At 39.3% G+C, this 22705-nt stretch carries 21 protein-coding genes; 12 read left to right on the top strand and 9 right to left on the bottom strand.

The genetic code is table 11. The features are described from left to right. Positions 1-358: 358 nt before the first annotated feature. Positions 359-1642: an SLC5/6 family protein gene (locus GLP24_RS13595; protein ID WP_407951509.1), complete on the top strand. Its 1284-nt coding sequence runs from the start codon at positions 359-361 to the stop codon at positions 1640-1642. A gap of 93 nt (positions 1643-1735) precedes the next feature. Here GLP24_RS13595 and GLP24_RS13600 read toward each other — a convergent pair whose 3' ends face one another. The 3 genes from GLP24_RS13600 to GLP24_RS13610 all read right to left on the bottom strand — a co-directional run bounded on the left by GLP24_RS13600 (position 1736) and on the right by GLP24_RS13610 (position 4001). Further along, positions 1736-2626: a DMT family transporter gene (locus GLP24_RS13600; RefSeq protein ID WP_101770267.1), complete on the bottom strand. Its 891-nt coding sequence runs from the start codon at positions 2624-2626 to the stop codon at positions 1736-1738. Between the two features lie 221 nt (positions 2627-2847). Further along, a complete protein-coding gene (locus GLP24_RS13605; RefSeq protein WP_101770266.1) occupies positions 2848-3408 on the bottom strand; it encodes a 3'-5' exonuclease in 561 nt (186 codons plus the stop codon). An 80-nt stretch (positions 3409-3488) separates the two neighbouring features. Then, complete coding sequence (locus GLP24_RS13610; RefSeq protein WP_232616169.1) at positions 3489-4001, bottom strand: hypothetical protein; 513 nt, start codon at positions 3999-4001, stop codon at positions 3489-3491. 395 nt (positions 4002-4396) lie between these two features. Here GLP24_RS13610 and GLP24_RS13615 point away from each other — a divergent pair, with 395 nt between their 5' ends. The 11 genes from GLP24_RS13615 to GLP24_RS13665 all read left to right on the top strand — a co-directional run bounded on the left by GLP24_RS13615 (position 4397) and on the right by GLP24_RS13665 (position 17598). After that, positions 4397-5176 (top strand): AraC family transcriptional regulator, encoded by a 780-nt coding sequence (locus GLP24_RS13615; protein WP_152653186.1) that lies wholly within the window; start codon positions 4397-4399, stop codon positions 5174-5176. A gap of 326 nt (positions 5177-5502) precedes the next feature. Continuing rightward, the gene (locus GLP24_RS13620; RefSeq protein WP_045038524.1) at positions 5503-6561 is read left to right on the top strand and encodes a PTS fructose transporter subunit EIIC; all 1059 of its coding nucleotides are present in this window, start codon (positions 5503-5505) and stop codon (positions 6559-6561) included. A 60-nt stretch (positions 6562-6621) separates the two neighbouring features. Continuing rightward, complete coding sequence (locus GLP24_RS13625; protein WP_101770263.1) at positions 6622-6936, top strand: PTS fructose-like transporter subunit IIB; 315 nt, start codon at positions 6622-6624, stop codon at positions 6934-6936. A 273-nt stretch (positions 6937-7209) separates the two neighbouring features. Then, the gene (locus tag GLP24_RS13630) at positions 7210-8052 is read left to right on the top strand and encodes a helix-turn-helix transcriptional regulator (RefSeq protein WP_152653185.1); all 843 of its coding nucleotides are present in this window, start codon (positions 7210-7212) and stop codon (positions 8050-8052) included. Positions 8053-8156: 104 nt separating this feature from the next. Next, complete coding sequence (locus GLP24_RS13635; RefSeq protein WP_101770261.1) at positions 8157-8579, top strand: hypothetical protein; 423 nt, start codon at positions 8157-8159, stop codon at positions 8577-8579. A gap of 244 nt (positions 8580-8823) precedes the next feature. Then, positions 8824-11286: a beta-mannosidase gene (locus tag GLP24_RS13640; protein ID WP_232616170.1), complete on the top strand. Its 2463-nt coding sequence runs from the start codon at positions 8824-8826 to the stop codon at positions 11284-11286. A gap of 153 nt (positions 11287-11439) precedes the next feature. Then, positions 11440-13104, top strand: a complete 1665-nt coding sequence (locus GLP24_RS13645) for an ABC transporter substrate-binding protein (protein WP_232616171.1) — start codon at positions 11440-11442, stop codon at positions 13102-13104. Positions 13105-13249: 145 nt separating this feature from the next. Further along, positions 13250-14236 carry an ABC transporter permease gene (locus GLP24_RS13650; RefSeq protein WP_045038518.1) on the top strand — a complete coding sequence of 329 codons (987 nt, stop codon included), beginning with the start codon at positions 13250-13252 and terminating at the stop codon, positions 14234-14236. Position 14237: 1 nt separating this feature from the next. Next, positions 14238-15260, top strand: a complete 1023-nt coding sequence (locus tag GLP24_RS13655; RefSeq protein WP_232616172.1) for an ABC transporter permease — start codon at positions 14238-14240, stop codon at positions 15258-15260. Further along, on the top strand, positions 15260-16657 hold the full coding sequence (locus tag GLP24_RS13660; protein ID WP_232616173.1) for a M17 family metallopeptidase: 1398 nt from the start codon (positions 15260-15262) through the stop codon (positions 16655-16657). Before GLP24_RS13655 ends, GLP24_RS13660 begins: the two co-directional genes overlap by 1 nt. A 14-nt stretch (positions 16658-16671) precedes the next feature. Beyond that, a complete protein-coding gene (locus GLP24_RS13665; RefSeq protein WP_045038515.1) occupies positions 16672-17598 on the top strand; it encodes a N(4)-(beta-N-acetylglucosaminyl)-L-asparaginase in 927 nt (308 codons plus the stop codon). A 98-nt stretch (positions 17599-17696) separates the two neighbouring features. Here GLP24_RS13665 and GLP24_RS13670 read toward each other — a convergent pair whose 3' ends face one another. The 6 genes from GLP24_RS13670 to GLP24_RS13695 form a co-directional block, all read right to left on the bottom strand. After that, positions 17697-17975, bottom strand: coding sequence for a hypothetical protein (locus GLP24_RS13670; RefSeq protein WP_107276787.1), 279 nt, complete (start codon positions 17973-17975; stop codon positions 17697-17699). Positions 17976-18257: 282 nt separating this feature from the next. Further along, entirely contained in the window at positions 18258-18443 is a 186-nt protein-coding gene (locus tag GLP24_RS13675) for a hypothetical protein (protein ID WP_152653179.1), read from the bottom strand. Between the two features lie 255 nt (positions 18444-18698). Next, a complete protein-coding gene (locus GLP24_RS13680; protein ID WP_152653178.1) occupies positions 18699-19856 on the bottom strand; it encodes a M20 aminoacylase family protein in 1158 nt (385 codons plus the stop codon). A gap of 65 nt (positions 19857-19921) precedes the next feature. Continuing rightward, a complete protein-coding gene (locus GLP24_RS13685) occupies positions 19922-20896 on the bottom strand; it encodes a DMT family transporter (RefSeq protein ID WP_232584217.1) in 975 nt (324 codons plus the stop codon). A gap of 140 nt (positions 20897-21036) precedes the next feature. Continuing rightward, entirely contained in the window at positions 21037-21825 is a 789-nt protein-coding gene (locus GLP24_RS13690) for a maleate cis-trans isomerase family protein (RefSeq protein WP_152653176.1), read from the bottom strand. 66 nt (positions 21826-21891) lie between these two features. Next, positions 21892-22705: M24 family metallopeptidase (locus GLP24_RS13695; protein ID WP_232616174.1), on the bottom strand; the 814-nt coding region annotated here is incomplete at its 5' end.

A 22705-nucleotide genomic window follows, 5' to 3' on the forward strand; every position in this document is an offset into this window, starting at 1 on the left:
TCCTCTCATAAACAGCGTAAACACTATTAGAAAAACCGCCATCTACATCAATAATAATCGTACGATCCTACACTTTGCCATTCTGACATTTTGTGTGTTTTATGCTTCGCGACCATTTTTGATACGTGGTTCTAAAATATTTAAAAAACATAAACTTAAAGCATATTTCATGAGCAAACCACACTCTTTTTTACTGCTATTTGGTTATAGTTTGACTGCTTTATATTTCTAACAAAACGCAAACAAGGTCGGCAATGCTGGCTTCAAAATAATAAGCCAAACACGGTGTTTTGGTTAACTATTCAAGGCTGAAATTAATATGAACCAAACAGTCAATATATCTCCAACCACAGAGAAAATGCCCCTACATGTTCGAGCTAATATGAGCAAAGAACAATGGCAACAAGCGATCAAATTTGACAATATCGACATCGGTTGGATTGTGATGAGCATTGGTATGGCCGTTGGTGCGGGTATCGTATTCTTACCGGTTCAAGTTGGCGTTATGGGATTATGGGTATTTTTACTTTCAGCCGTGATTGGTTACCCTGCAATGTATTTATTCCAAAAACTATTTATTAATACATTAGCTGAGTCAAAAAAATGTACCGATTACCCTGGGGTTATTTCTGGTTATCTAGGTAAAAACTGGGGAATTGCATTAGGTATATTATATTTCTTAATGCTAGTAATTTGGGTCTTAGTTTATTCTTTGACTGTCACCAATGATAGTGCCTCTTATTTATATTCTTTTGGTATAACGAAAACCCATCTTAATGATAATGTTTTTTATGGCTTAGCACTGATTAGCTTATTAAGTTATATCGGCTCTAAAAGTGAAAAGTTCTTATTTAAAATATCTGGCTTTATGGCGGTTACAGTACTGATTTTAGTTGCTGTTATGGGGGTTTTATTAGTCCCACAGTGGAGTCTTGCTAATGTTACCCCAGTTGAAAATTGGGGATTAATGCTTAAAAATGCCATTATTACATTGCCATTTACTCTTACATCGATTCTATTTATTCAATCATTGAGCCCAATGGTTATTTCTTACCGCTCACATGAAAAATCGATTGAAGTAGCACGCTATAAAGCAACCCGCGCAATGAAAATCGCCTTTACTATTTTATTTGTTATCGTATTTTTCTTTGCGGTGTCGTTTACTTTCGCTATTAACCAAGCTGAAGCAAAACACGCCATGGGACTGAATATTTCAGCACTTGCAATGATTGCGCATTACTTCCCTGGTAGCTCTGCAACAATTGTCGGTATCGTGATCAATATATTTGCAGTAGTAACATCATTCTTTGGGGTGTTTCTGGCCTTTAAAGAAGCCTGCCGTGGTTTAGCTATGAATGTATTAGAACGTAAATTTGAAACCAGCAAGATTAGCCGTGAGCTTGTCGATAAAATTACGACTGTATTTATCATTCTGGTTGCGTGGGGCGCTGTTGCTTTAAACCTACCGATCCTATCATTCACATCTATTTGTTCTCCTATATTCGGTATTGTAGGCTGCTTAATTCCAGCGTATTTAGTCTATCAAGTACCTCATTTGCACAAATATAAAGGCACAGCAACTAACCTTATTATAGTGACTGGTATTTTACTGTGTATTTCACCATTACTGGCTTTTGTTTAAAAAACAGTTTTATTTAAATAAAAAAACGCCGCAATTATAATAATTGCGGCGTTTTTCTTTATATTTATACAGAGCAACACCGATCAATACAGATTAAGCAGTAACTGCATCAATTTGTTTCTTCGCTTTCGCACGTTTCTGTGCCAATGCCACACCAGATAACACCATAACGCCACCAATATAATGATAGCTATGTAACTGCTCACCTAACATCACACTCGCAATACCTGCAGCCATAATAGGTAATAGGTTCATAAACATTGCCGTTCTATCTGCACCTAAACGTTCAATACTTTGCATCCATAACCATGGCGCTAATACTGAGGCTAATAATGCCGCATACAGAATTAACGGAGCAGCGGCAGCAGTAATCGCCATACGATGACTGGTTAATAATAATGGGGTTAACATCGCCACCGCAAATAAGCACTGCACATACACTGAGTGCCAATTTGATATCGGCATTTTCCAGCGCTTAAGTAACACGCAATATAATGCATACACCACAGCAGCAAGCAGCATTAAACCATCACCTTGTTTAATGCCCTGACTGATCAAATTAGTGATATGGCCATGGCTTAACATCAAGACCAATCCACTTAATGATAAAACCGCACCAATAAGAGCGAAAGGTGATAAACGCTGACCAAGTAATGGCACACTTAAAAACATACTCACTAATGGCACTAACGAAATAATCAATGCAATATTGGTCGCACTAGTGGTTGCAGCAGCAAAATACCCTAGTGATTGATTAAGTACCATTCCAAGTAAGGCTAAAAAAGCTAACTTACTTAAATACGGTTTAATAATGACTCGTTCACGCCACACAGACTTAATTAAAAAAGGGGTTAGCGCGATCAAAGCAAAAAACCAACGATAAAATGAAATGGCGCCAGGATCGATAACACTGAATGCCATTTTATTGACAATGGCATTCCCTGCCCAGATTGCAACAGTAAAAAAAGGTAATAAATAGAACATTGTCGGCCTTAGATAAAACAGTTATTTCAATAAAAGCCATTGAAATAAAGAACGCCGCCATTCTGTCACTTCCTATGAGAAATATATATCTGTAATCAGACATAAAAAACGCTTAGTCGGACATTTATTAATTAAAATAATAAAAAACCCTAATCATCTTACTCTTTAGTTATAAGTAATATGTTTAGGGTCTAAAATACTATTTTAAAAATAAAAAATGACTATTTATCGGTCGTTAATACGTCTTGTTCACAGAACATGGTTGCCGCTAATCGAGCAAGATTATAAGCATCAACATAACCTGAATGCTGACGCCCTTCCCAAGTTACACCTGCAATTTCCATTGCGGCGCGTTGCCCTAAGCGTTTATTGGTAACATGACGTTGTAATTTAAAAAGCGTCGCTAAATTCAAATACTCACGAAAGAGTACTTTTAATTCTTTAGCATCACATTCTTTCTTTAAAATACGATCATCATGGCCCCAAGCTGCATAAATTTTATGCCGACCACCAAATTTTTGTTCAATCGAACGTAAAATAGTCTCTAATGGTTTACCATTTTTCTCAATAAGATCTGGCTTAATACCCGTTAATTCAGTACAAAACGGCGAAATTTCATCATGTACAGGTTTTACATAATGTTGCGCACGTCGCACAATACGGCCCGTATTTAAATCCAGTTCCGCCACTCCAATTTCGATGATTTCACCAGTTCGCGATGTACGGCCATCATTCCAGCAGCACATTTCGAGGTCAAAACAGACAATACGATCAAAATTCATTAAGTTATCCAAGAGTCACGGAGTAAAACGGGCGCAGATAATACCATTTTGTCACTATCGGTTCATCCTTCCTCGTGAGATTATTTATGAAATATGACTTGATGGATATTTGGATCGCGAAGCAAATTTTTAACCACTAAGGGGTTAATTACTGCGATTGTAGAAGAAACTCCAGCCCACCCATCATTATTCATTTCTAATTCAATATAAGCAATATGGTTTTTTACTAATAAGTATGTAATTTTTCCCGCAGATAAATATGTCGGAGAGATAACTGAATCAATAATAAATTGAATATTATTTTGTAAGCTTGGCTTTATTGTTTTTAGTAGTTTTTTAACGACAAACGGAGAGTTATTAAAAGGATTTATACCGCCAACTTGACTGTAATTAATCATGGCTTGACGATACGTTTGAATATTTGCTGGTAAGATAACGGTATTGAGATGTAGTCGTTGACTGTGATTGTTATTTTGTGAATTAGCGACTACCGATGATGGAGAGGATTTTGATTGTTCGCTTGAATAGCATCCTATGAGTGAAAGGCATAATCCAATGCTGATGATGCTATAAATATATCGTTTTTTAATCATAATTATTGTCTTTTTGTGGATGTAATATTTGAATATAAATGAGTATGGCTACATCCAATTAAAAATCAATTAACACCCGATAGAAATACTAATGTACCAACTTACCTTCTGCTATTGCTTATGTTTTTTTCATCATCACGCTATATCACTTCACATTAAATTTGAATGATATTACAACGAAGACAAATAGAAGTTAAAGCGATATTGCTTTCAAACTATTTACGCTCCCGCAAAAATTATATCTGGTGTTTAACTTCGCCATGTATCAGTCAAAATTTTCGATAAAACCTTCTTTAATTCAATATCACCAATAAAATTATATATATAACCCATTGCATCTATTCTACTTATTGACTGGTATACTCTTAAATTCGTAATACTGTTTAGATCTGATTATGACAACTATTTACAACCCAATTATTGACAATAATAACCCACCTGATGATATATTTTTTGTTCATGAGATATTTGAACCCGATACTAGTACCTTGAATCATATCCATAATTGGGGTCAGCTTCACCTTGTTACCAACGGTATTATTGAACTCAGCACCCACAATAATCGCTTTTTAGCGCCCCCTCGTTATGCGTTGTGGATCCCTGCCAAGATCGAACATAAAAGCTATATTCGTCGTAGTCTTAATTATTGTTCAATGAACATTTGCGCGCCGTTATCTGATCAGCTTCCCGCTTATCCATGCTTACTTGAAGTCACAGACGTGATAACTGCCATTATCGAGGATTTACGTCAACGCCAAGTTATGGTTGCAACAACGGAACAAGATAAGCGCTTAATCACCGTACTATTTGATCAAGTGCTATTATGTAAAGAACACGACCAATTTCTACCCACCAGCGAAGATAAGCTATTACAGCCAATTTTAGTTGAACTAGAACATAACCCAATCAATAATCTGTCACTCACCCAATGGGCGCAGCTACTGCATACAACAGAACGAACATTGGCTCGCCATTATAAAAACAAATTGGGGATCAGTTTTACTGAGTGGCGACAACGACGTAAATTTATCTATTCACTCCATTTACTGCGCCAAGGTATGTCCGTCAATGAAACCGCATTAACCTTGGGTTATCACCAAGCCTCGCCCTTTATTACGTTATTTAAAAAATATGCAGGTGCCACGCCAGATCAATATCGCTTACGGCTAGATTAATCCACCTTCGTCGAGCACTTATAGCGCCCAAGCACCCTATAATTCCCCATATAAAGTGCTTTTCTTATTACTGCAATCAAAAATAAACACCATTAGCGCCCGTTCTGTGCGCTAGATCTCCTTATCCCTATAGCCAACCTGAGAGTTAAATCACAACTCATTTGGCTGGTTACAAATGTCCAGTAAATGCACCCTTTATCCCATACCGATAATTGTTTTAGCCGCACATAATAGCTCCAACAAAACGGCTTACCGCCATCTTAAACCTGTTATGTTCTTGTCCTTATACGTGGCCAAATTTATCATAACGAAATGGAGTTATTCTTATGAAAAACCAATTGTCGCAACTAAAACGGCACCTATTAACAGGTACCAGTCACATGTTACCTTTCGTTGTTGCTGGTGGTGTATTACTTGCATTATCAGTAATGCTAGGTGGTAAAGGCGCAGTTCCTCAAGGTGTTTTCCTTGAGGGCCTTTGGGACATGGGTATCGCAGGTTTCACATTATTCGTACCAGTGTTAGGTGGCTACATTGCTTACTCTATCGCTGACCGCCCAGCACTTGCACCGGGTATGATTGGTGCTTACCTTGCTAACCAAGTTAACGCGGGTTTCATCGGGGCCATCATTGTTGGTTTCATTGCGGGTTACGTCGTATTACAACTAAAACGTATTCCGTTATCAAATAAACTAAAAGCTATCTCAACCTATTTCATTCTTCCTATTGGTGGCACGTTTATTGTTTCAGGTCTTGTTATCTGGGTTATTGGTGCACCAATTGCAATGGCAATGGAAGGCATGAACACTTGGCTTCAAGGCATGGCGGGTACATCTAAAGCATTCTTGGGTGTAATTCTAGGCGGTATGACAGCCTTTGATATGGGTGGCCCAATCAATAAAGTAGCAACCTTATTCGCTCAAACACAAGTTGGTACTCAACCTTGGTTAATGGGTGGCGTGGGTGTTGCTATCTGTGTACCACCACTAGGTATGTTCCTTGCTACTCTTTTATCTCCTAAGCGTTACTCTGATGAAGAGCGTGAAGCAGGTAAAGCCGCTGGCATCATGGGTTGTATCGGTATCACTGAAGGTGCAATCCCATTCGCAGCCTCTGATCCAGTCCGTGTAATCCCGTCAATCGTGGTGGGTGGTATCGTCGGTAACGTCATCGCATTCTTATTCGGTGTCCTAAACCACGCACCTTGGGGCGGTCTGATTGTCCTACCCGTTGTTGATGGTCGTATCTTCTACGTAGTCGCCATTATTGCAGGCTCGGTAACAACAGCCCTAATGGTTAACTTCCTTAAGAAACCTATCGCAGACCGTCAAGAAGAAAAAGCGCCAACCGCAGCTTCTGACGACCTAGACCTAAGTTTTGATTAATAACATCGCATTCATTTATCAACGCGTTTATCGCATTAAATAACAAATTTGGAGATTCACATGAAATTATTAGCTATCACTTCTTGCCCATCAGGTGTTGCACATACATACATGGCAGCTGAAGCTTTAGAAATCGCAGCAAAAGCGAAAGGCTGGGATGTTAAAGTTGAAACCCAAGGTTCTATCGGTATTGAAAACGAAATCACCATGAGTGACGTTGCTGACGCTGATATTATTATCCTAACCAAAGACATCGCAATTAAAAACGAAGAGCGTTTCGCTGGTAAGAAGATTGTACGTGTCGGTGTTGCAGACGCAGTAAAGAAAGCACCACAAATCATGGATAAAATTGAAGCGCATTTAGCTCAAGCTTAATCGCGCCATCAGGCACAATTAAATGAATGCCTGATGATTTCCCCCTCAAACAAAGCCACCTTAGATCACATTATTTAAGGTGGCTTTTTATATAACAGCTAAAACAGCCACATCGCCAAAATAAACTGGTATCAAGATAACACTTCCCACAGCATTATATCGCATCCCATTACCAGCTAAATGATAATGTGCACATTCACACATAGGGGACATTTAGTGGTCTCTATTAGTTAGTCCACGCCCATAAAAAATAACAATAAGTAGACGCAAGACATGCATAATATTTTTATTGATTTGCTTGATAGTGCCATTTCTGATTTTGAATCTTTAAATAACATTTGGTTTGCAGGGGACTCGTTACCACCGCTAGAATCAAGCTACCAAGTTAACTTTCCACGGCTTGAACTGGTCTTTAAAGGCCGTTATGCCAATACCTTTGATAACCAACAATCAGATGTTACTAATATTACATTAGGTGTCGGCGAAGCATTATTCATTCCAGCCAACGCTTGGAATAAACCCGACTGGCAACACGAATGTTCAGTATTAAGTTTATTATTTGGTAAAAGTCAGCTTGGTTTTAGTTTGGTCAGCAAACGTGAAAATGAAGACGGTTTTTATGATGTTCAGAAATACAGTGTGCCACAGCGTAGCAGCCATGCTATCGATCATATTCTCAATGCATTATCAAGTTTGACCCACGAAAAGAAAAGACAGCCAGCTGATAAATTTTTATTAATGGCACTACTATGCTACTGCAAAGATATGCTTGAAATGCCAACCACTGACTGCACCCGCCGCAGCCAAGATTTATTCAAAGGCATTTGTATTTACGTTCAAGAAAATTTTCATCGTAATATCAACCGTAACACCGTAGCAGAACGGTTTAATATTTCACCCAATCATCTATCACGTTTATTTCGTCAAGAAGGTCATATGCGGTTTGCTGATTATATCGCGTGGGTACGTTTAGAGCGGGCAAAATTCATGCTAAAACGCTACAATTTCCGTTTAGAAGAAGTGGCAAATCGTTGCGGTTATCATGATTCTAATTATTTTTGTCGTGTGTTTAAACGCAAAACAGGTAAAACACCCACAGAATATCGGGTTCATTAACGATGCCTATATAGTATAAATAAGTGAATGTTTATATTCTGTTTTTATATATACCCATTACAACTAATAAGCTTAATATGCTGTTATTTTAATGGGAGATAAAAATGAAAAAATCACTGCAAGCCTTGATCGTTCTTTGCGCATGTAACATTAGCTTCTCTGCTTTTGCTAATACAACATCAGCCACGGAATCACCATTATCAATTCCATTTTCTCAGCAAATTCATCGTTATCAATATTCTGGTGTCGTTCACAACGATGTTACCAATGACTTCAGTTTCTATGGTCACCAAGGCCAAAAAATCACAACACTAGTCACAACTGATAGTGCGAAATTATGGGTTACCATCAAACACCCACAAATGAAACAAGCGGTCGATATTTCCGCCATTTCGACTAACCCTAATCAACGCGATACCTATACTCTACCTTTTACGGGTCAATACCATCTTAGTATTGGTGAATATCATGCCATCAGTAAACGTAATTCAAGCCAAAACTACACCCTAAAAATCACCTTGAATTAAGATTTACAACAGCATGAAACCAATGACATCGAAATCAATAAATCTCGATGTCATTTTTTTAATCAAGCATAATGACAAATAGTCCCCACCAGCCATATCCTCAACCTATCACAGAGTATTTAACACGGTCACATATCCATCAATTGGGTACATAAATCCAGTTACAACGCCTTTTGTCCACTGCTAATTTTTTAACGAGCGTAATACACTCTTACTTTATTCGCGCAGTTGACAGGAGTCTCACGTGTCGCATATTTCATTAGATGGTCAGTGGTTACTCACTTCCCCACAGCATTCACATATTTCTATTCCATGCGCACTACCTGGCGATGTACATTCAGCACTTATTCAAGCGGATTTACTGCCACAACCTTATTTCGGTTGTAATGAAGAATTAATTCAATGGGTCGGTGAAAGTGAGTGGCAACTAACAACAGACTTCACACTCACAGCCGAGCAACTGACTGCAACCGCCATCGATTTGAATTTATCGTTTGTTGATACCATGGCTATCGTTAGCATAAACGGTACTCAGGTATTAACCTGTAGCAACATGTTCCGTCTTTATCAGGTTAATGTTCTGCCCTACCTACAACAGGGTGTGAACCACATCAGTATTGCATTAGCGCGTAATGATAGTGAAGCACAACGACGGGCAGAAAAACTACCTTTCCCCGTACCATGGGCGGTCGGTAATAATCAAATTCCACACATGAATACTCTGCGTAAAACCCAATGTCACGCGGGCTGGGATTGGGGCATTTGTTTATTATCAACAGGGGTATATAACTCGCTAATACTCACCCCGATTTATAACACTCGCTTACACCATGTTAGAACCCAACAAGCATGGCTACCCAATGGCGATTGTGAAGTCACCGTTAACATTGATTGCGAAGTACTGAAAGACTGTACGGAGCAAGCACTTGAACTTAACTTTGATAAGCAAGTACACACTATCGTTATAGATAATACAAACAATGGCATTCAAACTGTTACCACTACTATTGTTGTGAAAAATCCACAGCGCTGGTGGCCTGCGGGTTATGGCGAGCAACCATTATACCCATTAACAGTTACGCTTAATAATCACACCATCACTAAAAAACTTGGACTACGTGAACTCACATTAGATACACAAACCGATGCTATTGGTAGTGCAATGACATTTGTGGTTAATGGCAATGCGATCACCGCCAAAGGTGCCAATTGGATTCCACTCGATGCCCTACCCAGCCGTCAAACTCCTGCACGCTATCGTCAACTATTAGAAGATGCAGTTGCCGCTAACATGAATATGATCCGTGTATGGGGTGGTGGCATGTATGAGCATGATATTTTTTATGAGTTGTGCGACGAACTCGGATTATTAGTGTGGCAAGATCTGATGTTTGCTTGTGCCTTGTATCCATCAACCCCTGAGTTTTTAGCCGATGTTGAATTAGAAATTGTTGACCAAGTAAAACGCCTAGCAGATCACCCCTCACTGGCATTATGGTGTGGTGATAACGAAGTCATTGGCGCGATTGGTTGGTATGACGAATCTAAACACAATCGTGAAAAATACGTAGTGAATTACGACCGTTTAAATCGCATGCTGCAACAAGTGGTTGAACAGTACGATCCTAGCCGTCGTTTTTGGGCAAGCTCACCGTGTAATGGCGAACTCGATTTTGGCGATGCATGGCATGACGATAACCGTGGCGATATGCACTTTTGGGATGTGTGGCATTCTGGCAAATCGTTTGATGCTTACCACAATGTTAAACCGCGTTTTTGTTCTGAGTTTGGTTATCAATCGTGGCCATCATTGCCAACGGTAAAAACCTTCGCCGACAATGAAGATTGGAATGTCACCTCGCCGACATTTGAACAGCACCAAAAGAACAGTTGTGGTAATAGCATTATGACCGAAATGTTTACCCGCTATTTCCGCTTTCCGGTTGGGTTTGCCAATATGTTGTATTTAAGCCAAGTACAACAAGCGATCGCTATTAAAACAGCGACTGAGTTTTGGCGCGCTCATAAACAACATTGCCGTGGTATTCTCTATTGGCAACTCAATGACTGCTGGCCGGTGAGTTCATGGTCAAGTATTGAATATACCGGGCGTTGGAAACAGCTCCATCATCACGCAAAACGTTTCTTTTCCCCTGTGATGACGACATTTATTCAACAGCCGCAGCAACCTCTAACACTGCATGTGGTTAATGATCATCATCAACCAATGCCAATTAGCGGAACAGTGATCAAGGCAGATTGGCAAGGGAATGTCCTCGCTACATGGCAACTAGACACCCAATTAGCTACTGACAGCAGTGACATTGTGTGGCAAACAGAAGACATTTTAACCGCCTCTGAAACTAAACAGGTGTTTTACCATGTTAGTTTAACGGCCGCTGATGGCAGTGTGACTGAAAATACACATTACCCATGCTTGTTTAAACACGCACAACTGCAAAATCCAACCATTAACACAGAATGGCATCAAGATAATGAGACTATTTGGCTAGAACTCGACACTGACTACCCGGCATTATTTGTTGAGCCACAACTTGAATGCCAAGGTCGCTTTAGTGATAGCAGTTTTACTTTATTACCAAGCCATATGACAGGTGCTAAACATCGCCTTTATTATATTGGTGACTGTGATCTTAAAACATTAAAACAGCATTTAACCTTATATCATCTTCGAGGAACCTATTAATTTATAAAGCATCCTAAATAATATAAATAGAGCAAACAGATACGCATATTTTTATATGTGTATCTTGTTACGACTGTTATTTATTAATAAACACTCTCTATTTTCATCATGTTTATACGGAATTTATCTCTACATTTATAATAAGGAATTTTCATGATCATAAATAAAGCACATTCTTTAGCATTAATCACATTAGCAACATTGTGCACTCCAACCACGTTTGCAGCAGAAAAAAATCAATTAACGATTGTGGCTGATTTTTATCCCACTATGATCCGTAACTTTAATCCTTATCTAGCAACCAATTTACGTACCACAACCGATTTTATTTATGAGCCTTTAGTTGTTTTTAACCAAATGCATGGCAATAAACCCGTGATGCGGTTAGCGAAAAACTACTATATGTCTGACGATCTGAAGCAAGTGACGTTTGAAATTCGCGACGGCGTAAAATGGTCCGATGGCACGCCATTTACCGCTGATGATGTGGTGTATTCATTCCAACTTATTCATGATAAACCAGAGCTTGATCCGAAAAGTATGGATCGCTGGATAAAAAGCATCCACCAGCAAGATAACAAGGTTATTTTTGAATTAACTGAAGCCAATTCTAATCTGCCGTTTGAAATTGCCTCGATTCCTATTGTGCCAAAACACATTTGGAAAAATATTGAAAAACCTGAATTATTTACTAATGAAAACCCAGTAGGTTCAGGCCCGTTTACTGAAATCGACACCTTTACGCCACAGCTTTATGTGCAATGCCGTAACCCTAATTATTGGGATAACGACAACCTAGAAGTCGATTGCTTACGCGTACCTCAAATTGCCAATAATGATCAACTGTTAAACAAAATCATCAAATCAGAATTGGATTGGACCAGTGCCTTTATTCCTGATGTTGATGCACTGTATGTAGCTCGTAATCCTAATCATAAATACTGGTATCCTGCGGCAAGTACCCAATCTTTTATGATGAATTTCAAAACACCGCACCCAGGTAACAATGAAGCGATTAATAACCTTGATTTCCGTCGCGCGTTATCAATGGCGATTGATCGTCAAAAAATCATTGATGTCGCTTTTTATGGTAACGGCATCGTTAATGATTACGCATCAGGCTTAGGTAAAGGCTTAGAATTCTGGGCTGATAAAGATATTTACAACCAATACAAGGGCTTTAACACTTACAACATTGATAACGCCAAAGCATTGTTAGCAAAAGCGGGCTTTAAAGATATTGATGGTGACGGTTATGTAGAAAGCCCTACTGGTAAAAAAATAGAGATAGCGATTCAATCACCAACAGGTTGGACTGATTTCAACAATACCGTTCAACTTGGGGTTGAGCAGTTACAAATAGCAGGTATTGATGTCAAAGCCAAAACCTCTGACTTTGCGGTGTATAACCAAGCCATGACCAATGGTACTTATGATATGGCTTACACCAACTACTTTAATGGTGCCGACCCTTACCGTTACTGGAACAGCGCCTATCATTCTCGTTATCAAGATGGCACGAGCATGCCACGTTTTGCTATGCACTTCTTTAAAAACGCCGATTTAGACCAATTGCTGGATAATTTCTACAAAACCGCGAATCAGGATGAGCAAATGGTTATCGCCCATAAGATTCAAAAAATTATTGCCGAAAACCAAATCACTATTCCAGTCATGTCTGGCGTTGATGTTTATCAATTTAATGAAAGTCGTTATACCGGTTGGTGGAGTACAGACAACCCTAAAGGCCGTCCTTTAGCATGGGCGGGAGTACCTGAGCGTTTATTGCACGTATTAGATTTAAAACCCAAAGCGTAATAATAACCATACCGTTATCTTTTGATGGCGGTATTTATTTCGCTGTGATGTCCGCCTGAATATATAACACCACTGTTATTTACTTAACAAGCGTTTTTAATATTCAGGCTAATTAAATCGAATATCTTTATTAGGAATAAATACGATGGGCTTTTTCTTTCGTCGATTATCATTTTATTTTGTCGCGTTATTATTTGCAGCCACATTAAACTTTATATTGCCTCGCGCCATGCCTGGTGATCCAGTTACGATGATGTTTGCTAATGCTACCTCACACGTTAGCCCTGAACGTATTGAAGCCATGAAAAAGCTGCTTGGCTTTGTTGATGGTCCTTTATATGAACAATACTTTTCTTATCTTGCCAATATATTTACCGGACAATGGGGAACCTCCATTAAGTTTTATCCATTATCGGTTAATGATCTGCTTGGTAGTGCCATTGGCTGGTCATTATTTCTAACCGGAACCGCGGTTGTTTTATCGTTTTGTATTGGCTCGGTAATGGGTATTTTTGCCGCGTGGCGTCGAGGTAGTTATTACGACACCTTTATTTCACCAAGTACGCTGGTGGTGCAATCTATCCCGTCAGTGGTTATTGCGATGCTGGTGATGTTCACCTTTGCCATTGGCTTAGAATGGTTCCCGATTGGCAATGCTTACACCTCTGGCACTACGCCTGATTGGTCAAGTTGGGCGTTTTATAAAGATGTGATGTATCACGCTGCCCTGCCGTTGTTATGTGCCACCGTCAGTCAAATTGGTGGCTTTTTAATTAGCATGCGTAACAACATGATCAACCTCTTAAACGAAGACTTTATCACTATGGCAAAAGCCAAAGGATTAAGTGAGCATCGAGTTATTTTTAACTATGCCGCTCGTAATGCCATGCTACCAAGCGTGACCGCATTATCAATGGCCTTAGGTACTGCAATCAGTGGTCAGTTAATTGTTGAAATGATCTTTAACTACCCCGGTCTTGGGACGGTGTTATTAAACGCTATTCACGCCCGTGACTACCAAGTATTACAAGGGCAACTATTATTAATGACCTTGTTTATGTTGTTCTTTAACTTTATGGCTGATCTGTTAATTGTTTTCTTAGATCCCCGCCTACGTACTGGAGATCGATAACATGAAAGGCATTATTCAATTATTAATTCGTAACCCTAAATCATTAACTGGACTCTGTATTTTAATCATGTTTGTGTTGGCGGCTATTTTTGCGCCAATGATCACTAACCATGCACCAGATAGAGGTACGGGAAACCCTCATGAATACCCTGCTTTTGTAGTAAAAGCGGCGCAAAATAACCCTGATGGCTGGATCGCAACCAACTTAGCCACCAATAAACGTACCTTACTAATGTCAAAAAAAGCTGATCATATTTTAGGGACTACCCGCATGGGGCGTGATGTGTGGTCACAATTAATTTATGGCGCACGTACTTCACTGGCCGTTGGTTTAGGCGCAGGTATTTTAGTGTGTTTTTTGGCAACCTTAATCGGTGTTTCAGCTGGATATTTTGGCGGTAAAGTTGATGAAATTTTAACGGCCGCCATGAATATCATGTTGGTGATCCCACAGTTACCGCTGCTATTTATTATTGCTGCATTTATTGGTCAGGCGGGGCCATTTACGATAGCAATTGTGATCGCCATTACTTCATGGGCATGGGGCGCACGGGTGGTGCGATCTCAAACTTTATCCTTACGCGAAAAAGAGTTTATTCGTGCCGCAGAAGTGTTAGGTGAATCACCATGGCGCATTATTGCCGTTGAAATTCTGCCGAACTTAATGTCCATTGTTGGTGCTAGTTTTATTGGTTGTGTATTGCTCGCGATCATGACCGAAGCCAGCTTATCGTTCCTTGGCCTTGGTGATCCAAATGCCATCAGTTGGGGGGTGATGTTATATAACGTCCAAACTTCATCGTCGATGCTGATTGGCGCATGGTGGGAAATACTTGCACCGTGTATGGCGCTAATTTTTATCGCTATCGGTTTATCGTTATTAAACTTTGCCGTCGATGAAATTGCCAACCCTCAGTTACGTTCCCACAAAGGCATGCGTCGTTGGCAACAGCGCAGTGATGCAACCCTTATCGAGACTCAAACCGAAATGCCTCACCCTATCGCAGATGGTGGAATCAAATAATGAATAGTAACCCATTAACTTTAACTTTTAGTCGTGAGCATCAATGCGATCAATTAACGCGAACGCTTCATCTAACCTTGGGTGAACATTCAACATTAACCGTTAACCAAGATGTGAGTGATTTTAATGCTGAGATCAGTAAGCGCGTTATTGCTGTTGCTGATATTCAAGATGTTGGCTATTTAATCGCGACCACATTTACGCAAGCGACCACACTTCAATTGTGCATAGATGTCGATATTGCCGCTCGTTTTGAACGTCAGCAATGGCTGAAATGGCTCTCTTTTGGTTTGGCGTTATCAGATTATCATTATCGCCACAGTAACAGCCCATTATTAACCCCAACACTGGCAGATTTCACCTTATTGAATGCTGATGCTAGTGATAACACAGCGTTTGAAAATGGTAAAATTCTTGCTCACAGCCAATTGATTGCACGCGAGTTAACCAATAAACCGGGAAATATTCTGTATCCACAATCCTTTGTCGAAGCTGTAGAAGCATTAGCGATTAACAATATTGAGTTATCTTATCTCGATGATGCAATGATGCTTGAACAAGGCTTTGGCGGCTTAATGAGTATCGCCCAAGGCAGTGATCGCGAAGCACGTTTATTGTGCCTCGACTATCATCCTCAAGATCCCAAGTTTACCGTCGCTTTAGTCGGTAAAGGCGTCACCTTTGATTCCGGTGGTATCAGCATTAAACAACCGCGGTATATGAGTACCATGAAAGTCGATATGGGCGGTGCAGCGGCGGTTGTTGGTGCACTTAATGCCATTGCACAACTGCAATTACCGATTCGAGTGATTGGCTTATGTGGCTTGGTTGAAAACATGCCGTCAGGTAAAGCCATTAAACCCGGTGATGTGGTGACGATGCTCAATAAAACCAATGTTGAAATCATTACTACCGATGCCGAAGGGCGAATGGTGCTAGCAGATGTATTGCACTATGCTCAGCAGCACTACCAACCTGATTATTTAGTCGATATTGCAACCTTAACAGGCGGGACTGGTATTGCGCTTGGTAAAGCCTATGCCTCATTAATGGGTAATGATAATAACTTGATTGCGAGTGCTCAAACAGCGGGTCAAGCATGCTCTGAACCGTTATGGCCAATGCCTACCGGAGGTATGTTTACCACCGCACTTGAAAGTGACTTTGCTGATCTACGCCACGGTAGCGAAGAGCCTGACGGTAGCCCGTGTGTTGCCGCTACCTTTTTAGAACACTTTATTCAACCTGATCAAAAATGGATCCATATTGATTCAGCCGCAATGTCACTGGGTATGAATCACCGTAAAATTTACCCTAGAGCCACAACGGGCTACGGCACTTTATTATTAACCGAGCTTTGCCAACAATTGATCTTGCAAGATCGGTTGCACCAATAACAAGGACGTTGAACATGATCTTATTAGCAAACTCAGAAGCCTACCCAGGCATTGAAGCATCAGCACGTCGCCTGCAAGCTGGTGAAGAAGGCTTACGGGCTTTAGTTGAAGGCATTAAGCTGGTGGAATTAGATCCGCGTGTGCGTACCGTGGGGTATGGCGGCTGGCCTAACGTATTAGGCGAAATGGAATTAGATGCATCGGTAATGGACGGTGACAGTCTACGTACTGGCGCTGTTGGTGCATTAAAAGGTTACATCCACCCAATAGAAGTCGCCTATAAGGTAATGACCGATCTCAACCATGAAATTTTAGTTGGTGAAGGTGCGGCTATTTTTGCCAATGAAATTAATGCTGTTGCGGGTGATAACCTCATCGAAGATTCAAAGCAAGTATGGTGGGAAAAACTACAACAAGCCATGACACCTGAGCAACAAGCGGCATTTCCTAATGTACCTCTTGCGCCATTATCAAATAATGCCACCGATCCTGAACGTGTACGTGACACCACCGTTTTTTTAAGCAGTGATATTAATAACAAAATTACCGCCGCCACATCAACCTCTGGTTGGGCATGGAAATACCCGGGGCGGTTAGGTGATAGCCCAATTATTGGTGCTGGCTCTTATGCCGACAGTCGTTACGGGGCTTGTGCATGTACCCATACAGGGGAAATGAGTATTCGTTGTGCAACTGCGCATGCGGTAGTGCTGTATATGAAAATGGGCATGAAACTCGATGATGCCGTCTATGAAGCCATTCAAGATCTTGATTATTTAAAAGATGGCTATACCGAAGGCGTCACTATTCATGCGATTGATTGCCACGGTAATCACAAAGTGGTGAGCTTAAATTGTCCGGGCAATATTACTTATTGGTTGTGGCAAACAGGCATGGATAAGCCAGAAGAGCGCCAAGCTGAAGTGATCATGACTAAGTAATTATTCTCACTGAAAAGAGAATACAGCCACACTAAGATCAACAACACCCTGCTAAGATCATACTTACAGGGTGTTGTTATATAGCAACAGCCATTTCATTATTTACATTTATTAAGTACAAATCCCCACAGCTTTTGCCATATCACATCGAGTTGATTATAAGGTACATAATCATAACGAAAGGCTTTGCTATCATCTTCTGCAATACTTTTTACATACTGCTTATTATCGGTAGTGACAATTTTCGTAAAACCACGCGTATAAGGCGACACTTCACGTTCAAGAAAACGTAAAGCTTGGCGAGGATCCGTCGTCACTTTTATAATATCAGGATGATGAGATAGTCCATGAGTGATCTTTAACTTAAACCTTGTCATTGTTGCCGTCCTTGAAACGATTGAGATACTCAACAACCGTGAAAATGGAAATATAAAAAAGAAATTCAAATAAAATATACTCGCTCTTGTTTCTTTTAAATATCAGCAATATGTTTCAATTTGTATGAAAGATCGAAAGTTGTAACAAAGGTGATTATTAAATAATAATACACGGAATATTCTTAACAATAAGCCAAACTAACCCGCTAGATTAACGAAAAACCCCCCTTTGTTATTACCATAAAGTAACTCAGATTATGCCTTTATCTAACACCACCATTATTATGCTGTAGTGTATTTATTCTCGATGGTTGTAATGACGATAAGACTAACAGCACTAATATAAAGTAAATCAGCCTGATTAATAAAAATAGAGTAGGCGAGAATCAATTTGTTATTCAGCAATGCCATATCAACATAAATCATCACCTCACTCACACCGTAATGTTGGATGCTGTAGTCACGCACCCAATCACTTTCAGAGCAATGAGTTTGTATATACAGATCATAATGCTGGACTAAGCCGCATAATTACTTCAATAATTCACAGCTACAACTTGATACAAAACAATGGGTAATTACATCTTTCATTAATCCCGACAGATTACCTGCAAGCTCAAATACGTTATAAGAATAAATGATGGTACAATTTTATTAAATAATAAATAAAACGGCCCTATTTCAGAGCCGTTCATTTTAAAAATATTTTTTAATTAGTAATATTTATTTGTGATGAACTAATTGCTGCTCAACAAGCGCCTGCCAAAAATTAACACCATCCATAAGAATATTATCATTAAAGTCATAATATGGATTATGTAAAGCAGTACCACCACACTCCCCCACACCATTACCAACTAAAATATAACAACCTTTAGCTTCTCTAAGCATAAAAGAAAAATCTTCACTAATTGTAAAAGGCTGACAACTGCCATTTACTTTATCAACACCTGCTACCGCAATAGCTGCATTAACGGCATGAGTCGTTTCTTGTAGAGTATTAATCGTAGATAAAAAACTATTGTTAAATTTGAACTGGTAATCAACGCCTGCAGACATACATTGACCAGCAACAATACGCTCAATTGCAACTTCTATTTTATGCAAGGCAGAATCTGTAAAACTACGAGTGTCCCCTTTAATTGTGACACGTGATGGAATCACATTGACAGTACCATTTGTAGCAAATTCTGTTACAGATATAACAGCAGTTTCATCAATTGCACTAAGATGACGAGAAACAATGGTTTGTAATGCCAACACAATTTGTGAACCCACAACAATAGGATCAGTCCCCATATGTGGCATTGCAGCATGTCCACCAGTTGCAACAACTTCTATTTCAAAACTACTTTCACTCGCCATTAATGAGTGTGGCCGAGTAACAAAATGTCCCGCAGGGATCCCTGGTAAATTATGCATTGCGTAGATAGCATTAATATTCCAACGTGTAAATAAACCATCGGCAATCATGGCTTTAGCGCCAACGCCATGTTCTTCACCTGGTTGGAAAATAAAATATACCGTACCATCAAAATTACGTGTCCTAGCTAACTCATGTGCAGCACCTAATAACATGGCAGTATGGCCATCATGACCACAAGCATGCATAATACCATTATGAACAGAACAGTGAGCAAAGGTGTTTTTTTCACAAATATGTAATGCATCCATATCCGCACGAAGGCCAATAGAACGTTCGCTATCACCACATTTTAAAATACCAACAACGCCTGTTTTTCCAATATTACGGTGTACTTCTAAACCAAATTCTTCCAACTTTTCAGCAACCATCGCAGACGTTATTTCCTCTTCAAAACCAAACTCAGGATGCTGATGAATATCATGACGCCATTCCGTCACTTTAGTATTAATGGTCATTACTGTATTCCTTTAGTAACAAAAGCGCAGTCGTTATCTATTATCGACTACGCATTGATATTTAATTATGATTTTTGTAGTTTTAATTTATTCACAATTTGTTCTGTCATTTCTTGTTCTTTATTTTTACCAAACTTCATAAACATCATCATTGAAATAATCACAACGCTAATCGCAAGTAAACGCATGGGAGTTACTGATTCACCAAGAGCAAAAACAGCAAGTAGAAAAGATGATAAAGGCATTAAGTTTAATGCCATTCCAGTTCCATCAACACCAACACGCTCCATAGCATAAATATAAATTAAATAACTAATACCAGAGATACCCACACCAAGAATCGTAATACAAAGAATGCGTAATGGTGAACTAAAAATGCCTAAAGCAGAGCTTAGATCTGCATTTGACACAAGAAGATATAATCCGAAACCAACCGATGCGAATACAAATTGATGGAACATCGTTGCAACGGAACCATATTTCTCAGCTAATTCCGCACGAGCATAAGCCATTGTGGCAAAACTGGCGGCACTTGCAAAACAGATTAAGTGACCAATATTGAAACCATCTGTTTCTGATTTTGGATCCATAACCAAAATAGCAACACCAACAAAAGCACCTAATGCAGCAACCATTTGTAATGGGGAAAATCTTGCGTTATGACGAAAGAAACCGACAGTTAAGATAAGAATAGGGATTAAACCCTGAATAACACCATTTTCTGATGCAGTAATATAATCAAGAGATAAAAATGAAAAGAAACTAAAAGCACCTTGCCCAATAATACCGCACGCTGCTGACCATATAATATCGTGACGATTTTCCCAATTTAATTTGAAGTCTTTTTTCTTCGTTAATTTTCCTGTTGCAGTACCAATTTTTAAAATTAGAGCAAGCGTCATAAATGCAATAGTATAACGAACCCAAACAAGTACTTGAGCATCCATTACTTCAAGAATAGGTGTTCCCACAATCCATGGAATCCCCCATAAAAGCCCAATAAATATTGCAGCAGTCCAACCCATTGTCGTACGGTTCATAATTTAAATCCTTTATTATCCATTAAATTTAAGACGAACGTCCCCATAGGCTGAATACTTCAACTTTATTCCATTTATTAAATAAGGACGATCGATAACCTGTAACTTTAGATCTTGGTACGGTAGAGAATATTATTCAGTTATTTTAAATGAGGGTTATCACTATTTAATAAACGCCCATATCCAGGACAACAAGCTATTTGACCAGTTAAAGCCATAGCATGCCAAAACATAGCAGAATTACTACAAATAACAGGAATATGAAAGCGTTCTTCTATTTCTTGAATATGATCAAGTACACGCAAATTAGTACAAGACATAAAAACAAGGTCAGCACCAGATTCTGGTAACATTTGCTCAAGAGCAGTGAACATCGACTCTTTTGATACCGTCGTAATATCAGTATCACGCTCAATACCTAATGAACCCAATACAACAATATCAAAACCTGCATTTTTAAGCTGTTGATATAATGGGTAATTAACTTCTGTTGGATAAGGTGAAAAAACAGCGATCTTTTTTGCATTTAAGTGATTAAACGCGGCTTTAGCTGCTGTCCAAGGGTTTGTCGCAGGAATATTATCTCGGTTTTGCGTTAGTAATTGTCCAACCCGCTCTTCACCAATAATAATAGATGCCGAAGTACAACCAAAAGCCATTACATCCATTGGCAAACCATTAGCAATAAGATCTGAACCTTCACTAATGCCATTTGCAATATTGTCCAATGCTTCAGGTGTCATCTCGCTATTATAAAATACACGAGTACTAAATACGGCGGCTTGTGTTCCAACTAATTTAGCCCAATCCATCTCTAAAGAATGATCAGTACTTAATTGTACTAAACCAATATGAATACGATTAATTCGAGGCGCTGCAATATAATCTAATTTTTTTTCAAACTGTTTAAATTCATGAATAGTATTCATCTATAACATCTCTTCTTGACGATATTTATAGGGCTAACAATCATTAGCCCTTATTATTTTCATATTTTATTTAATTATAATAAGTTCAGGTTCAGCGCGTTCAGAAAGCCATTCTGCACCATTTTCAGTAATGACAATATTTTCTTCATGAACCATTGATTTACCAGGGGCATAAACCATTCCAGGTTCTAATGTCATCACCATTCCGGGTTTTAATAACGTATTATCTGTTGCAGTATTTGATGGGCGTTCAGTTAATTCCATACCTAGACCATGTCCTAAACGACCAACGTCATTACCTAATGCACCATTTTCTTCCAGTATTGACCACATCGCATTATAAATATCTGATGTTGTTGCTCCGGGTTTTGCCGCTTCAAATCCCTTAGTTGTTGCATCATACACTGCACGATAAGCTATTTTAGTTTGCTCACTTGCAGAACCAAAAGCCCAGTTACGATCAAAGTCAGAAAAGTAACCATCACGTACTGCACCTGTATCAATAATCAGCACGTCACCATCTTCAATAGTACGATCAGTTGGTCCCATAATAATACTGTCATAACCATCGGAGCCTGAGCCGGCAATAATATATGGGCACTCATCAGCACCTTCCATTAGCATATCAATACGGAAACGCTTACAAATTTCACGCTCTGTCATTCCCGATTGGGCATATTCAGGAACCTTAGCAAAACCAACATTGGTAATGCGGCAAATTTCTTTTACTTTGGCAATTTCAGCAACAGATTTCACTTGACGAATTTCATGTATCGGCAATGAGGCATCAACAAAAGTTTTCTTCACTAATGTTGTTAACTTAAGATAATTATTAACGGGCATGCGTAGATGAGATTCAATACCTAGTGTTGCGCCAACA

It is taken from the genome of Photobacterium carnosum, from assembly GCF_021236965.1.
In the GTDB taxonomy this organism is placed as follows: Bacteria; Pseudomonadota; Gammaproteobacteria; order Enterobacterales; family Vibrionaceae; genus Photobacterium; species Photobacterium carnosum.

Bases quoted from the DNA above. Each gene is read 5' to 3' on its own strand.
- GLP24_RS13595 (WP_407951509.1), top strand. From the start codon at position 359: ATGCCCCTACATGTTCGAGCTAATATGAGCAAAGAACAATGGCAACAA.
- GLP24_RS13600 (WP_101770267.1), bottom strand. From the start codon at position 2,626: ATGTTCTATTTATTACCTTTTTTTACTGTTGCAATCTGGGCAGGGAAT.
- GLP24_RS13605 (WP_101770266.1), bottom strand. From the start codon at position 3,408: ATGAATTTTGATCGTATTGTCTGTTTTGACCTCGAAATGTGCTGCTGG.
- GLP24_RS13610 (WP_232616169.1), bottom strand. From the start codon at position 4,001: ATGATTAAAAAACGATATATTTATAGCATCATCAGCATTGGATTATGC.
- GLP24_RS13615 (WP_152653186.1), top strand. From the start codon at position 4,397: ATGACAACTATTTACAACCCAATTATTGACAATAATAACCCACCTGAT.
- GLP24_RS13620 (WP_045038524.1), top strand. From the start codon at position 5,503: ATGAAAAACCAATTGTCGCAACTAAAACGGCACCTATTAACAGGTACC.
- GLP24_RS13625 (WP_101770263.1), top strand. From the start codon at position 6,622: ATGAAATTATTAGCTATCACTTCTTGCCCATCAGGTGTTGCACATACA.
- GLP24_RS13630 (WP_152653185.1), top strand. From the start codon at position 7,210: ATGCATAATATTTTTATTGATTTGCTTGATAGTGCCATTTCTGATTTT.
- GLP24_RS13635 (WP_101770261.1), top strand. From the start codon at position 8,157: ATGAAAAAATCACTGCAAGCCTTGATCGTTCTTTGCGCATGTAACATT.
- GLP24_RS13645 (WP_232616171.1), top strand. From the start codon at position 11,440: ATGATCATAAATAAAGCACATTCTTTAGCATTAATCACATTAGCAACA.
- GLP24_RS13650 (WP_045038518.1), top strand. From the start codon at position 13,250: ATGGGCTTTTTCTTTCGTCGATTATCATTTTATTTTGTCGCGTTATTA.
- GLP24_RS13655 (WP_232616172.1), top strand. From the start codon at position 14,238: ATGAAAGGCATTATTCAATTATTAATTCGTAACCCTAAATCATTAACT.
- GLP24_RS13660 (WP_232616173.1), top strand. From the start codon at position 15,260: ATGAATAGTAACCCATTAACTTTAACTTTTAGTCGTGAGCATCAATGC.
- GLP24_RS13665 (WP_045038515.1), top strand. From the start codon at position 16,672: ATGATCTTATTAGCAAACTCAGAAGCCTACCCAGGCATTGAAGCATCA.
- GLP24_RS13670 (WP_107276787.1), bottom strand. From the start codon at position 17,975: ATGACAAGGTTTAAGTTAAAGATCACTCATGGACTATCTCATCATCCT.
- GLP24_RS13680 (WP_152653178.1), bottom strand. From the start codon at position 19,856: ATGACCATTAATACTAAAGTGACGGAATGGCGTCATGATATTCATCAG.
- GLP24_RS13685 (WP_232584217.1), bottom strand. From the start codon at position 20,896: ATGAACCGTACGACAATGGGTTGGACTGCTGCAATATTTATTGGGCTT.
- GLP24_RS13690 (WP_152653176.1), bottom strand. From the start codon at position 21,825: ATGAATACTATTCATGAATTTAAACAGTTTGAAAAAAAATTAGATTAT.